At 67.0% G+C, this 13,379-nt stretch carries 14 protein-coding genes and 1 pseudogene; 7 read left to right on the top strand and 8 right to left on the bottom strand.

Going from position 1 to position 13,379, the window contains the following annotated elements:
- The first annotated feature begins 68 nt into the window (after nt 1-68).
- Both ACPTTC_RS31720 and ACPTTC_RS31715 read left to right on the top strand, forming a co-directional pair.
- Nucleotides 69-293, top strand: coding sequence for a hypothetical protein (locus ACPTTC_RS31720; RefSeq protein WP_423395345.1), 225 nt, complete (start codon nt 69-71; stop codon nt 291-293).
- 64 nt (nt 294-357) lie between these two features.
- Nucleotides 358-792, top strand: coding sequence for a GNAT family N-acetyltransferase (locus ACPTTC_RS31715; RefSeq protein ID WP_423395344.1), 435 nt, complete (start codon nt 358-360; stop codon nt 790-792).
- 190 nt (nt 793-982) lie between these two features.
- Here the strand turns inward: ACPTTC_RS31715 and ACPTTC_RS31710 are convergent, their stop codons facing one another.
- From ACPTTC_RS31710 to ACPTTC_RS31700, 3 genes are all read right to left on the bottom strand, one after another.
- The gene (locus ACPTTC_RS31710; protein ID WP_423395343.1) at nt 983-2,266 is read right to left on the bottom strand and encodes a cystathionine gamma-synthase family protein; all 1,284 of its coding nucleotides are present in this window, start codon (nt 2,264-2,266) and stop codon (nt 983-985) included.
- A 146-nt stretch (nt 2,267-2,412) separates the two neighbouring features.
- Nucleotides 2,413-3,303 carry a LysR substrate-binding domain-containing protein gene (locus tag ACPTTC_RS31705; RefSeq protein ID WP_423395342.1) on the bottom strand — a complete coding sequence of 297 codons (891 nt, stop codon included), beginning with the start codon at nt 3,301-3,303 and terminating at the stop codon, nt 2,413-2,415.
- Between the two features lie 16 nt (nt 3,304-3,319).
- Complete coding sequence (locus ACPTTC_RS31700) at nt 3,320-3,442, bottom strand: hypothetical protein (RefSeq protein ID WP_264166048.1); 123 nt, start codon at nt 3,440-3,442, stop codon at nt 3,320-3,322.
- Here ACPTTC_RS31700 and tam point away from each other — a divergent pair.
- Nucleotides 3,441-4,226 (top strand): trans-aconitate 2-methyltransferase, encoded by a 786-nt coding sequence (gene tam / locus ACPTTC_RS31695; protein WP_423395341.1) that lies wholly within the window; start codon nt 3,441-3,443, stop codon nt 4,224-4,226. The two genes, ACPTTC_RS31700 and tam, sit on opposite strands and share 2 nt — an antisense overlap.
- Before the next feature lie 317 nt (nt 4,227-4,543).
- Here tam and ACPTTC_RS31690 read toward each other — a convergent pair whose 3' ends face one another.
- From ACPTTC_RS31690 to ACPTTC_RS31675, 4 genes are all read right to left on the bottom strand, one after another.
- Nucleotides 4,544-6,994: a phosphocholine-specific phospholipase C gene (locus ACPTTC_RS31690; RefSeq protein WP_423395340.1), complete on the bottom strand. Its 2,451-nt coding sequence runs from the start codon at nt 6,992-6,994 to the stop codon at nt 4,544-4,546.
- 44 nt (nt 6,995-7,038) lie between these two features.
- On the bottom strand, nt 7,039-7,176 hold the full coding sequence (locus ACPTTC_RS31685; protein WP_226239565.1) for a hypothetical protein: 138 nt from the start codon (nt 7,174-7,176) through the stop codon (nt 7,039-7,041).
- Between the two features lie 169 nt (nt 7,177-7,345).
- Nucleotides 7,346-8,026 carry an HAD family hydrolase gene (locus ACPTTC_RS31680; RefSeq protein WP_423395339.1) on the bottom strand — a complete coding sequence of 227 codons (681 nt, stop codon included), beginning with the start codon at nt 8,024-8,026 and terminating at the stop codon, nt 7,346-7,348.
- A 23-nt stretch (nt 8,027-8,049) separates the two neighbouring features.
- On the bottom strand, nt 8,050-8,994 hold the full coding sequence (locus tag ACPTTC_RS31675) for a choline ABC transporter substrate-binding protein (protein WP_423395338.1): 945 nt from the start codon (nt 8,992-8,994) through the stop codon (nt 8,050-8,052).
- Between the two features lie 267 nt (nt 8,995-9,261).
- Between ACPTTC_RS31675 and ACPTTC_RS31670 the strand changes: the two genes are divergently transcribed.
- The 4 genes and pseudogenes from ACPTTC_RS31670 to ACPTTC_RS31655 all read left to right on the top strand — a co-directional run bounded on the left by ACPTTC_RS31670 (nt 9,262) and on the right by ACPTTC_RS31655 (nt 11,459).
- Entirely contained in the window at nt 9,262-9,942 is a 681-nt protein-coding gene (locus ACPTTC_RS31670; RefSeq protein WP_423395337.1) for an MgtC/SapB family protein, read from the top strand.
- Nucleotides 9,943-9,985: 43 nt separating this feature from the next.
- Nucleotides 9,986-10,753, top strand: a complete 768-nt coding sequence (locus ACPTTC_RS31665; RefSeq protein WP_423395336.1) for a DeoR/GlpR family DNA-binding transcription regulator — start codon at nt 9,986-9,988, stop codon at nt 10,751-10,753.
- 61 nt (nt 10,754-10,814) lie between these two features.
- Nucleotides 10,815-11,030 (top strand): annotated as a pseudogene (locus ACPTTC_RS31660) (molybdopterin-binding protein); the annotation flags it as partial.
- A 105-nt stretch (nt 11,031-11,135) separates the two neighbouring features.
- Nucleotides 11,136-11,459 carry a LysR family transcriptional regulator gene (locus tag ACPTTC_RS31655; RefSeq protein WP_175957278.1) on the top strand — a complete coding sequence of 108 codons (324 nt, stop codon included), beginning with the start codon at nt 11,136-11,138 and terminating at the stop codon, nt 11,457-11,459.
- A 97-nt stretch (nt 11,460-11,556) separates the two neighbouring features.
- On the opposite strand, the gene ACPTTC_RS31650 is transcribed toward ACPTTC_RS31655, so the two are convergent.
- Entirely contained in the window at nt 11,557-12,915 is a 1,359-nt protein-coding gene (locus ACPTTC_RS31650; RefSeq protein WP_423395335.1) for a DUF2325 domain-containing protein, read from the bottom strand.
- Between the last annotated feature and the right edge of the window lie 464 nt (nt 12,916-13,379).

The raw sequence follows: 13,379 nt of genomic DNA, 5'->3' as shown, positions 1-13,379 counted from the left end.
CCGCCCGACGCGCACCGGCCGCCGGCCGGCGCACGGTCCCGCCGTTGCGCTTCAACGAGGACGCAGCCATGGATCTGGTGAAACGCATGATCGATCTTGCGAGGAAAAACGCGGAAGCGGGCGGCCGCCCGTTCGCGACGGTGATCGTCCGTGGCGGCGAGATCGTCGCGGAAAGCCCGAACCTCGCCGCGCAGACCAGCGACCCGGCCGCGCACGCCGGGATCCTCGCGGTGCGCGATGCGCGGCGAAGGCGACGGGCGCGCCACCACGGCATGCCCGCCGACGCGCTATAGTCGAGCGATGCCCGCCCCGGGTGTTGCATGCCCGGCAGTCTCTCGCTTCGACCGAACCCGCTCCATGACAACGCAACCCGACGTTTCCATCCGGCTCACCGACACCGGGCAGCCGGGCGCACACGACTTCATCAGCCGCAAGCTCGGCGAATTCAATCACGCGATGACGGGGCGCGCCGACGCGGCCACGCTCGACGTGTACGTGACCGATCCCGCGACCGGCGAGATCCTCGGCGGCCTCACGGGGCGCACGTCGCTCGGCCTTTTCTTCATCGATCTGTTCTACCTGCCCGAATCGCTGCGCGGCGGCGGCTTCGGCAGCCGGCTGCTGCGCGAGGCCGAAGCGGAAGCGAAACGACGCGGCTGCGCGCGTGCGGTGCTCTACACGATCTCGTTCCAGGCGCCGGATTTCTACCGGAAACACGGCTACGAAGCGTTCGGCGAGGTGCCGTGCGAGCCGGAAGGCACGTCGCGGGTGTTCATGGTGAAGGTGCTGTGAACCGGTTCGGCCGGCGGGCGTCGCGTGATCGTCATGGTCACGTTCGGCGCATGTTGCAGATTGCCGATCAGGTATCGATGCCGCGTGGTGTTCAGGGTGCGGATCCTTGGGTCAGCACGATTACGCGGCTTGAACGCCGTCATCCCAGCGCCGCCCCGTGCGAACCGGCACGGGGCGCATGCCGCGCGGGTCAGCAATGCTCCAGTGCGTACGACAGGTCGGCGATCAGGTCGTCCGGATGTTCGAGCCCGACCGACACGCGAATCAACCCTTCCGACACGCCCGCCGCAGCACGCGCATCGGCCGGTACGCCCGAATGCGTCGTGGACGCCGGATGGCAGATCAGCGATTCCGTGCCGCCGAGACTGACCGCCGACTTGAACAGCGTCAGGTGGTTGATGAACCGGAACGCCTGCTCGCGGCCGCCGTCGAGGAGGAACGCGAACGTCGAACCGGGCCCGGTGCACTGGCGCCGATAGACGGCCTGGTAGGCCGGATCGTCGATGAGCTCGGGATGCAGCACGCGCACCGGCCGATGCGGATTGTCGGCGAGCCAGCGAGCGACGGCGCTGCCGCTGCGGGCGGCCTGCTGCATGCGCAGCACGAGCGTTTCCATCGAGCGGGTGATCATCCACGACGAATGCGGATCGAGCTGCGAGCCGAGCGTGCTGCGGATCGAGCGGATCTTCGTGATCAGCTCGCGGGTGCCCGTGACGCCGCCGGCGACGAGGTCGCTATGCCCGCCGATGTATTTCGTCAGCGAGTACACGCTCAGGTCGATACCTTGCCGCGACGGCTTCTGATACAACGGCCCGAGCAGCGTGTTGTCGCAGACCGACAGCGGGCGATAGCCGTGGCGCGCTTCGAATGCGTCGATCTCGCTGCGCAGCCCTTCGAGGTCGAACAGCGCATTGGTCGGGTTGGCGGGCGTCTCGATGTAGCACATCCGCACCTTGCCCTTTTGCGCGGCCGCTTCGAGCGCGGCGCGGATTGCGCGGGTGGACAGCCCGTCGGCAATCGCTTCGGAGCGAATGCCCCACTCGGGCAGGAACTTCGAGATCAGCGTCTCGGTGCCGCCATACAGCGGTACGGACTGGACGACGCAGTCGCCCGGCCGCAGGAACGTCAGCAGGATCGCGGCGATGGCCGACATGCCGCTCGACGTCACGACGGCGGCTTCGGAATCGTCGAGCAGCGCGAGGCGATCCTCGACGATCTCCAGGTTCGGGTGATTGAAACGGCTGTAGACGAGGCCCGCGCCTTCGCCTTCGGGCGAAGGCTTGCGCCCGGCCACGACGTCGAAGAATTCGGCGCCGTCCTCGGCCGTGCGGAACGCGAACGTCGACGTGAGGAACACGGGCGGCTTCACCGATCCTTCCGACAGGAACGGATCGTAGCCGTACGACATCATCTGGGTTTCGGGATGAAGTTCCCGGTCTGCAATCTTGCGCTTGTGATAGTTGCGATAGGCCATGCAGTGCTCCGTGCAGGGGTAGTGAGGAACGGCCGTTGCAGCGGTGGCGTGACGTGCTCGGCGCCGGGTAGGCGCCGGTCGTCGCGACCGCGTGTGGCGATACTACCCCGAAGGCGCTGCTTCGTGACGCACCCCTGACAGTGTCGTCAGGGTGTCGCCTGTTCGATGATCATGTCGTACAACGCACGGGCGGCCGGCGACAGTTGCGCGCTCCTGCGCGTGACGAGCACGAGCGTGCGCGACACCGCCGGCTCGACGAGTTCGATCGTGCGGATCATCGGATACGCGTTCTTCTGGATCGCGAGCTTCGGTACCACGGCTGCCCCGAGCCCTTCGGCAACGAGCCCGAGCGCCGTCGAGCTGCGCTGCACTTCGTAGAACGAATGCAGCGACACGCCGCTCGTCTTCAGCGCGCCGTCGAGCAGCCCGCGATTGCCGCTCACTTCGCCGGCGAAGATCAGCGGATGCGGCTGCAGTGCCGCCCAGCGAATGCGCCGCCGCCTGGCGAGCGGATGATCGTCGCGGCACACCAGCACGTACGGATCGCTCGTCAGCGGCACGTTGACCAGTTCGGGATGCTGGTCGCCGGCGATGCCGATGCCGAACTCGGCCTCGCGATGCAGCACGGCCTGCAGCACCGACGCCGACGCGTGATCGAGGATCTTCACGCGATCGTGCGGCCGGTGCGCGGAGAAGGCGCGCAGGATGCGGGGCAGGTACTGCACGCCGACCGTCGGCACGCACGCGATCGTGACGTCGCCGCGCTGGCTCAGGCCGGTTTCGCGAATTTCGGTGAGCGCGTCGGACAGTTCGTTCAGCAGCCGGCGCGCCTGCGGCAGGAAGCGCCGGCCGATTTCGGTGAGCGTGGTGCGGCGCGTGGTGCGCTCGACGAGCGCGACGCCGAGAAAGGTTTCGAGCTTGCGCAGCCGCTGCGTGATGGCGGTCTGCGTCACATGCAGCGTTTCGGCTGCTTGGCGGAAGCTGCCGCCGTCGGCGATCGCGACGAAGGCCTGGACACCGAGCGTATCGATTTTCATCAGAAATTTGAATCAATCACGATATTAAATTCATTTTACTGAACTTCGTGACGATCGCAGAATGCGGTGCATCGACGGCCGCCGGCATCCCGCGCACGGAGAAGGCCAGGCCGATTACGCCGACCAGGAGGAACGACATGACGACCCCACTCGATCGATACGCCGCCCAGTACGTGCAATTCGAGGACGAACGCACGCGGCCGATCCGCGATCTGCTCGCTGCCGTGCCGAATACGCCGATCCATACCGCGATCGACATCGGCTGCGGGCCCGGCAATTCGACGGAGGCGCTGATGGCGCGTGCGCCGCACGCAACGGTTCACGGGATCGATGCATCGGCGGACATGATCGACGCCGCGCGCAAGCGCCTGCCGGGCCTGCGTTTCGATGTCGTGGACATTTCCACCTGGGACGATCCGGGCGGCTATGACCTGATTCTCGCGAATGCGGTGCTGCAATGGGTGCCTGCGCACGACACGCTGTTTCCGGCACTCGTCGGCCGGCTCGCGCCGGGCGGTCATCTTGCGGTACAGATGCCGGACAACCTCGACGAACCCGCGCACCGGCTGATGCGCGAGGTCGCCGCGGCCGGGCCGTGGGCGGACAAGCTGAAGGGCGCGGCGCGCACCGAGCGGTTCGACGCGCGCCACTACCACGCGCTGCTGTCGCCGCTGTGCTCGCGTGTGGACGTATGGCGCACGACTTATTACCACCCGCTGCGCGGCGGCGCCGACGCGGTCGTGGAGTGGTTCAAGGGCAGTGCGCTACGGCCATTCCTCGCGGCGCTCGACGATGGCGAGCGCACGGCGTTTCTCTCGCGGTATCGCGACGCGATCGCGGGGCCGGACGGCTATCCGGCACTCGCCGACGGCACCGTGCTGCTGCCGTTCCCGCGCCTGTTCATCGTCGCGACGCGGGCGTAGCGCGGCAATGACGGGCGGGCGGCAGTGCGTCAGCTTGCCGGCCGCCGGCCGTCGCGCGAAAGCGAGCCGTCTTGCCGGACGCCTCGTTCGCCCAGCCGCCGGATCGAAGCCGGAGTGCTTGCGCCGCGCCGGCGGCCGGGCTGTGGATCCTCGAAATCCGGATCGCGCACCCGGCGCGGCCGTTCGGCGCGTTCCACGACGACCTGCTCGTATCGCGCGTACCGCGCGGCTGGAAAAGCATTCGGGCGCAACGTGGTGCGTCGCGCCCGAATGCGTGTCGGCCCCATGCAGGCGGCCGGCACGGTCCGGCCATTCCGTCAGATGGTGATCGTGACGGGGCCCGCGAGCGGCGTGTAGCCGTCGTCGAACAGGTACCACGCATCGTACTGCCCCGACGCCAGCGAGCGATTGGCCGTGGACGAGAACAGCAGCGAGCCGGTGCTCTTCGGCAAGTACGCCCACGACTTGTAGCTGCCCTTGGTCGGCTGCGCGCCATGCGCAAAGATGCCCACCCAGTTTTTCGGGCTGTGGCTCCAGGGCGGTGCGACGTAGTCGAACCGCAGCGTGCCGAACGTCGAGCCCTGTGACGCGAGCGACGCGACGAACTTCTTGCCGGTATTGCCGATCGCCGAATCCGTGAGCAGCGCGCCGGATTGCGTCTGCACGCAGCCCGCCACCCGGCGCAGGAAGTTCGGGTCGTTCGCGTCGCGAATGCTTGCGTCGTACCAGCCACCGTCGCCATACCACGTCACGGCTTGCGTCGCGCCGGCGGCGACGGTGACCGACTGCCGCGCGTTCATGCCATAGGCGTTGTCGGTGAGCTGGAACGTCGTCGCGCTGGCCCCGGCCGAGTTGTCGAGCGTGATCTGCACGTTGCCGTTCGCCACGTCGTAGCACAGGCTGATTTCGGCGGTCGATCCGGTGTTGCCGGACGAGCCGATGCTGCCGCGGAACGTCTGCAGGAAGCCGTTCGGCCCGTAGATCGAATAGTCGTAGCTGCCGCCGCTAGTCAGTGCGAGCGAATCCGACAGGTTCGCGCACTGGCCCGCGCCGGCCGCGATCGTGTAGTGCCGGGGGATCGTGCTCGTGCCGTCGACCCACGCCTGGAGGTGTACGCCGGCGGCGCCGGTGTTGGTCATCGTCAGCGCCAGCGCGTTGCCGGCGCGGTTGACCTTGCCTTGCACGAAGAACTCGTAGGGCAGGCGGCAGGCGGTGCTGCGGCCGGCGGCCTGCGCCGGCACCGCGGTGGTGGTCGGATAGGGGATCAGCACGGTCGAACCGTTCGGGTTCATGTTGCTGACCGGCGGCTGGATGGCGGGAACCGTCTGGTCCGCGTTCGAGAAATCGAAGGCCGACGTCAGGTCGCCGCACACCGTGCGCCGCCACGGCGTGATGTTGGTTTCCTGCAGCCCGAAGCGCGCTTCCAGGAAGCGGATCACCGATGTGTGATCGAAGACCTGCGAATTGACCTTGCCGCCCTTCGACCACGGCGAAATGATGAACATCGGCACGCGCGGGCCGAGCCCGATCGGTACATCGCCGCTTGCCGAGCCGTCCGATGCCGCGCCGCTGCTGGCGACGAATTCGGCGGCCGTCGAGACTGTCGACTGACCGGTGCCGGCAGCGGCGCTGGCCGGGACGGCCGGCGGCATGTGATCGAACAGGCCGTCGTTCTCGTCATACATGACGAGCAGCACCGTGCTGGCCCACACCGCCGGATTCGACGTCAGCGCATTGAGGACGTTGCTCACGTACCATTCGCCGCCGCTCGCGGCCCACGACGGATGTTCGCAGTATGCGTACGGCGCGGCGATCCACGACACCTGCGGCAGCGTGCCGTTGGCGACGTCGGCCCGCAGCTGGCTGAAGAGGTTCGTGTCGTATTCCTTGCCGCCGCCTGACGGATCGATCTGCGTGCCGTTGAGCGCCGGCGCGAGCGGATCGCTGGCACCGAGGTTCTGGTATTGCTTGAAGTTGAGGATGACGTTGTCGCCGTAGTTGCCGTTCCACCAGAGATCGCTTTTGGAGCCGTTGTATTCGCCGTAGCCATGGTCGGCGTCCAGGCCGTTGCCCTTGTCCTGGTAGAACTTCCACGTGACGCCGGCCGTGTTCAGGCGCTCCGGCATCGTGGTCCAGCCGGTGCCCGTCATCGTGTTGGTCGTGTACGGCGCATAGCCGGGGACGTTGCCGCAGCAGCCGGTCCACAGATACAGGCGGTTCGGGTCCGTCGGGCCGAGCATCGAGCAGTGGTAGGCGTCGCACACCGTGAACGCGCTCGCCAGCGCGTAGTAGAACGGAATGTCGTTCTGCGTGAAGTAGTACATCGTGCCGCTGGTCTTCGCGTCCGCCCAGTTGTCGTAGCAGCCGTTGTTCCAGGCACTGTGCGTGCCGCTCCAGCTGTGGTCGAGGTCGCCGTAGTAGGTGTCGCCGTTCGCCGTTCCGGAGGGCGGGGACGGGTTGAACGGGAACACGTAGGACGTCAGCCAGGGCTGGCGCCACACCGGATACCCGCTCGAAATCACGACCGGCCGCGGATCGCCGAAGCCGCGTACGCCGCCCAGCGTGCCGAGGTAGTGGTCGAACGAGCGGTTTTCCTGCATCAGGATCACGACGTGCTTCACGTCCTGGATCGTGCCGGTCACGGTGGCTGCCGGAATGGCCTGCGCGCGCGCGATGCTTTCGGGCAGCATGCCCGTGATCGCGGTGGCGCCGGCGAGCTTCAACGCATCGGCGAGGAATTGACGTCGTGTCGTGGGTTTGTTTTGCATGATCGCTCTCTGTCGTGGATGGCTGGCGTGAGGGCCGGCGTCGGTCAGTGGCACGCGCTCGCGCAGTGCAGGACAGGCGTGGACGCCGAGCCCGGTGCGGCCGCGCGCGCGGCCGCGACGCTGGCTGGCGTGCCCGAGTCGCCATCGCCGCAAGCGGCCAGCGTGCACAGGAGTGCGATCATGAAAACGCCGCGCCAGTGCGGAAAGCGGCTTTCCGGCCGGCTCGGCTTGACGACAGGCTTTCGATCCAGTTCGAGTCGGATTCCTGAATGATCGAGACTGTTGCTGCGTGCTCCGTATTTCATTACCCCTCCAGACATGAAAAATGGACAGCAGAGAATATCGCCCGAATCAGAACAACTTCATGACAGGCCACCCGCGCGTGCCTGCCACTTGCGACAGCCTCGAGTCGGGATTGGTTGCGACCGGATGCGTGACGTAATCCAGAAGCGGCACGTCGTTGATCGAATCGCTGTAGAAGTACGTGCGTTCGAAATCGGCCGGCGCGTAGCCGAGTGACGCCAGCCATGCGGTCGTGCGCACGATCTTCCCTTCGCGGAAGCTCGGCACGCCTGTACTGCGCCCGGTAAACGCGCCGTCCGGCGTGCCGTCGTCGGTATCGAGCTCGATGCCGAGCAGGTGTTCTATACCGAATTCCGCCGCGATCGGCCGCGTGACGAAGACGTTGGTCGCCGTCACGATGCAGCAGAGATCGCCGTCCTCGCGATGGCGGTCGACCAGCTCGCGCGCCTGCGGCGTGATCGCCGGGCGGATCACTTCGTCCATGAAGCGCGCATGCCAGCGTTCGAGCACCTTGCGCGGATAGCGGGTGAGCGGCGCGAGCGTCACGGCGAGGTACGCGTCCATGTCGAGCGTGCCGGCCGCATAGTGACCGTAGTGCTCGTCGATCAGCGCCACGTGCGCGTCGTCTTCCCGCCAGCCGACCCGCGTGATGAAGCGGCTCCAGGCCTGGTCGCTGTCGAGCGGCAGCAGCGTGTGGTCGAGGTCGAACAGCGCGAGATTCTTGTACATGGGTGGTTCCTTGTCTGGCGTGTTCATGCGCCGATGAGCTTCTCGATCGCGTCCTTCGCGTTCTTGCCGTCGATGGTCGTGACGCCGTCGAGCCACTTCGACAGCACGCCGGGGTTCTTCTTCGCCCACTCCTTCGCGACGGCGACCGGATCGGCGTGATTCATGATCGGCACCATCAGCTGGTTCTCTTCGTCGGTCGTGAACGTCAGGTTGGTCAGCAGCCGGCCGACGTTCGGGCAGCGTTCGAGATAGCCGGGCGTGACGAGCGTATAAACCTTCGCCGAGCCGTAGTTCGGGCCGAACACGCCGTCGCCGCCGTCGAGATAGGCGATCTTGAAGTTGATGTTCATCGGGTGCGGCTCCCACGCGAGGAACACGATCATCCGGTGCTCCTGCACCGCGCGCGTGACCTGCACGAGCATCCCGGCCTCGCTCGATTCGACCAGCTTGAAGCCGCCGAGCCCGAACTCGTTCTTGTCGATCATCCGCTGGATCAGCGCGTTGCCGTTGTTGCCGGCGCCGATCCCGTAGATCTTGCCGTCGAGCTGGTCGCGGAACTTCGCGATATCGGCAAAGCGCTTGAGGCCCTTGTCCGACGCGTATTGCGGCACGGCCAGCGTGTAGCGCGCGCCGACCAGGTTGGGCTGCGGCAACTGGTGGACGGCGCCGGCATCGACGAACGGCTTCACCGTCGGTGTCATGCTCGGATCCCAGTAGCCGAGAAACGCGTCGATTTGCGCCTTCTTCACGCCGGCCAGCACGATCGGCGGCGACGCGATCGTCTTGGTCGCCTCGTAGCCGAGCCCGTCGAGCAGCATCATCGCGACGCCGGTGGTGGCCGCGATGTCGCTCCAGCCGACATCGCCGAGCGTCACCTTTTTGCAGGTGTCGCCTTCCGACGCGTGAACGGGGGCCGTGGCCAGCGCCGCCAGCAGTGTTGCAGCCAGCATCCATGCCTTCTTCATCATGTTGGTCTCCTAAGCAAGTGTTCCGGATCGTGTTGCCTGAATGGTCTGACGATTGATCGTGCTGATCGGATGAAACAAACGAATTTGGGTCTGGCTTTGTCGTTTTTCGTACCGTATATTAGAACGCACAAAATCGCAAGATCGCACAAAAATACAACTTGCCGGTTGCCGGCCCGGCGACGGGCGGGTGACGGCAGGAAGCATCGGGCGACGGCCCAGGCGGGCCGTGCTTCATCAGGTAGACCACGCAAAGCAAGGAGATCTCGCATGATCAGTCAGATGGAAATCGTATCCCGCCTGTTGCTGGCGGCATTGCTCGGCAGCATCGTCGGCATCGAGCGCGAGCGCCTGTCATGGGCGGCCGGATTGCGCACGCACATGCTCGTGGCCGTGGGCGCCGCGCTCGTGATGGTCGTGTCGGCGTTCGGTTTCGCGGATATCCAGAACGCGAAAAATGTGTCGCTGGACCCGTCGCGGGTCGCCGCGCAGGTGGTGTCGGGCATCGGCTTTCTCGGCGCCGGTTCGATCATGCTGCGCGGCGAGATCATTCGCGGCCTGACGACCGCGGCGAGCCTGTGGGTCGTGGCGGCGGTCGGGCTGGCCGTGGGCGGCGGCATGTACGTGGCCGCGATCGCCGCGACGGTGATCGTGCTCGCGATCCTGGCCGGCCTGAAGCCGATCGAGAAGCGCTTCTTCGCCGTGCGGCAGCGTTGGGGCGTCCGTATCCTCGCGAGCCGCGGCGCGGTGAAGCTGACGTCGCTGCAGGCGATGCCCGGCATCGACCAGGCGCGCATCGTCCAGTTCATCATCGAACAGGACGATGCCGCGCCGGACGACGACCGCATCCACGTGGTGTTTTCAAAGATGACGAGCAGCGAGTTCCAGGCAGTCCGTCAATCCCTGCAGACCCTCGTGGGCATCAAAAAGATGGAGGAGAGCGCAGCCTAGTTCGCCGTTCGAATAACATTGACGTTCATTCCGAGGACATTCCATGTGGCAAGAAGAGCGATACCAGAGGATCCGGCTTCTGTTATCGAAGATGCAGCGCGTTTCCACCGACCGGATCATGGCTGAACTGAACGTGTCGCGGGAAACCGTGCGGCGCGATCTCGTCGATCTCGAGGCGCTCGGTGAACTGAAGCGCGTACATGGCGGTGCGGTGCAGGTAGGCGACGAAGCGCCGATCGCCGAACGCGCGCAGACGCACGTGAAAGCGAAGCTGGCGATCGCCCGCGCGGCGGCCCGGCTGGTCACGGGCTCGCAGACGTTGTTCATCGACGCAGGCACGACCACGACGCTGCTGGCCGAGGAGCTGGCGAAGCTGTCGGGCCTCACGATCATCACGAACTCGATCGACGTCGCACTGAAGATGCGCTCGAGCGACCCGACGCAGGCGAACAACGAAACGATCCTGCTCGGCGGGATGATCGGCAGCCGCGCGGCCGCGACCGTCGGCGACGGCACGGTTGCCGAGATCTTCCGCTACCGCGCCGACCTCGCGCTGCTGTCGCCGGTGGGCGTCGATGCCGTCCGCGGCGCGACCAACTATGACCGGATGGAAACCGAAGTGGCGCGCGCGATGGTCAGCAACGCGGCGGACGTCGCGATCCTGGCGGATTTCAGCAAGCTCGGCACGAACAGCCGGATCGGCTTCTGCGAGCCGGCGCGGATCGGCGCGCTGGTGACGGACTCGAAGGCGGAATCGGTCGACAGCTTCAAGAGCATCAGGAAGGCCATCAAGAACATCGTGCTGGCGTAGCGCCGGGCGGTGTGGGGCGCGATCGGCCGCCGTCATGCCGCCCATGCGGCGCGCATGCGGCGCGCATGCGCACGACGGCTACGCGGTCACGTTTTCCTGGCATGAACTGTTCAACACGCCCGTTGGCGAACACGCGATCGTCGTGTTCGAGTGCGGCGGCGCGCCGCTGTCGATCGACGACGGCGCGCCGCGGCTGTTCCCGGGCGCCGACCTCCTGCCGGCGCCGCGCCACGTGAAGCGGCTGGCCGGCATCGTCGCGCGCGTGCTCGAGGTCTGATCCGGCGCGGGCTGCACCGGCCATCGTGTATGCTTGCCCGCATCGTTCAAAGGGCAGGACAACATGAAGAAACCGGCACACCCCAAGCCTGAGGTGCGGTTCAGGATGCGTATCCAGCAAGCCGATACGATCGCGCTCGGGCCGGGCAAGGTTGCGCTGCTCGAAGCCGTGCGCGAGCACGGTTCGATTTCGGCGGCGGCGCGCAGCCTGAAGATGTCGTATCGGCGTGCGTGGTTGCTGATGGACGAGTTGAACCGCTCGCTGAAATCGCCGGCGACGGTGTCCGAACATGGCGGGCAGAGCGGCGGCGGCAGCGTGCTCACGCCGGTCGGCGAGGAGATCATCCGGCTCTATCGCGGGATCGAGGCGCGTGCTTACGCGGCTTGCGCGGCCGACATCGCCGCGCTCACGAAAATGGTCAGGCGCTGAAGCGTGCGCTGGCCTGCGGCCCGTTCACGCTGACGACGGGCTTTCATTGGCACCCTGAAGCGCCGCGCGCACCGCATGCGGCGAAGCGAACCACGCCCTAGCCATGCCGCAGGCAAATGCGCGGCGTGCCGCCCATGCCACCCCTGGCGGCCTCCGGCGGCGTGACGTCGCGCGCCTGCGCATCGAGCCGCCCGATCAGCTCGACGAAACTGGCGACGCTCGCCGTCCGCAGCGGGTAGTACGCGATGTGGTGGCGTTCGCAGATGCGCTTGAGCTGGTTTGCCGAATCGTGGTCGATACAGTCGACCGGGAACACGACCATGTGCGCGCCCGGCAGCGCCGCCGCCAGCAGGCCCTTGCGATCCTCGATGCCGCCGTCGTGCAGCGTCACCTCGCCGCCCGCCGTTTCGACGATCCGCTTGATCGCGCGGTTCGAGCCCGGCCGCCCGCCGACGTACACGAGACGCATGCCCTGCAGAATCGACAGCGGATTGGCCGCGCGCTCGGCCGGCTCGTCCGCCGACGCCTGCACCGCCTGTTCGATCGCGCTCGCTTCGGCACGCAGCGTCTTCACCATCGCCATCAGGTCGTCGAGCCGCGCGCGCATCGCGCGGGCGCTCGCCTGTTCCGCGGCGATCCGCTGCTCGGCCGCCTCGCGGCGGCTCGTATGCAGCGCGAGCCGTTCGTCGCGCGCGGCCAGTGCGTCGCGCAGCGCATGCACTTCGTCACGCAATATGCTTTCCGCCGCCGCCGGCGGCTGCGCGTTCTGGCGTGCGGCGAGGGCATCCCGTTCCTGTCGCGCTGCGTCGCGCTGCGCGCTCATTTCGTGCAGGCGCGCCTGCTGCCGTTCGATCTTCGCGTGCAGCGCCGCATTCTCTTCCTCCAGCGCGACCAGCCGCCGGATATCGGCGCGATTGGCCGCGCCGACCAGGTGCGACAGCATGTGCAGGTCGCCGAACGCGGCCTGGCGTACGGCCATCGTCGTGCGCGGATGCGTCATCAGCGCCCAGTACGCGGGCGCAATGTCGCCGCTCTGCAGCGCATCCTTCCAGCGCGCGAGGAGTTCGTCCGCGTCCTGCGCGTTGTCGAACGCGTGGATCGCGCCGGCGTAGCGCGCGTCGAGCGCCTTGTGCAAGGCCTTGGCGCCCGCCGTGCCGTCGATCGCGAGCGCGACGGCCGCGTGATGGATCTCGAGGTCGGTCGCGTGCTGGCGGTCGAGGTCGGTGAACTTCGGCACGAGCCTGCGCAGTTCGTGCGTGGTCAGGCAGGTGCCGATGATCGAGCAGTGCAGGTTCGCATCCAGCTCGGACAAGCGCGTGCGGCGCTTCAGCTCGGTCAGTTGCGCGCGCGACGGCGCGCAGCATGGATCGACCCGCACGCCGGTTGCCACGGGCAGGGTGCCGCCGGGCGACGAGAGATCCGCCGTGCGGGCAAGGCGAAAGGGCGGAGCGTGCATGTTGACCTCTGTCCGGCGTGGTCGGGCCGGGGACGGATGCGCGAAAGATTCGCGAAATATACCATGGAATATAACGCGCGAAATTCCGCGGGAATCACCGGGCAACGCGGCGTGGCGCGGTCGGTAGGGCGCGGTTGAATGGCCGGTGAGCGGCATTGCGGCAGGGGCCGGGGGCGTGGGCGAAACGGCGAGCGATGCCGACGCGTGACGCGCCATCACGTACTCGACGCATAGCCCGACAAACAGCAAGTCGACGCGCTCAAGCGCGGCGACCGCGTCGCGCATCGCGGCCGGGTCGTTGCTGAACGAATCGGAGAACATGTCGTCACGCGTTCTCTGCATGGATGCGAGCCGGAAACAGGGCGGGAATGACGTAGCCCGTCTCAACGATGGCGCATCGCCGGATTCCGGGAAGCGCAACGCGCCGCACGCCGCGCCGGACAACCGGTGGGCCCGCATGCTGG

The sequence above is a fragment of the Burkholderia mycopellens genome, assembly GCF_964265025.1.
In the GTDB taxonomy this organism is placed as follows: domain Bacteria; phylum Pseudomonadota; class Gammaproteobacteria; order Burkholderiales; family Burkholderiaceae; genus Burkholderia.
This window is presented reverse-complemented; position numbering and strand designations above follow the sequence as displayed.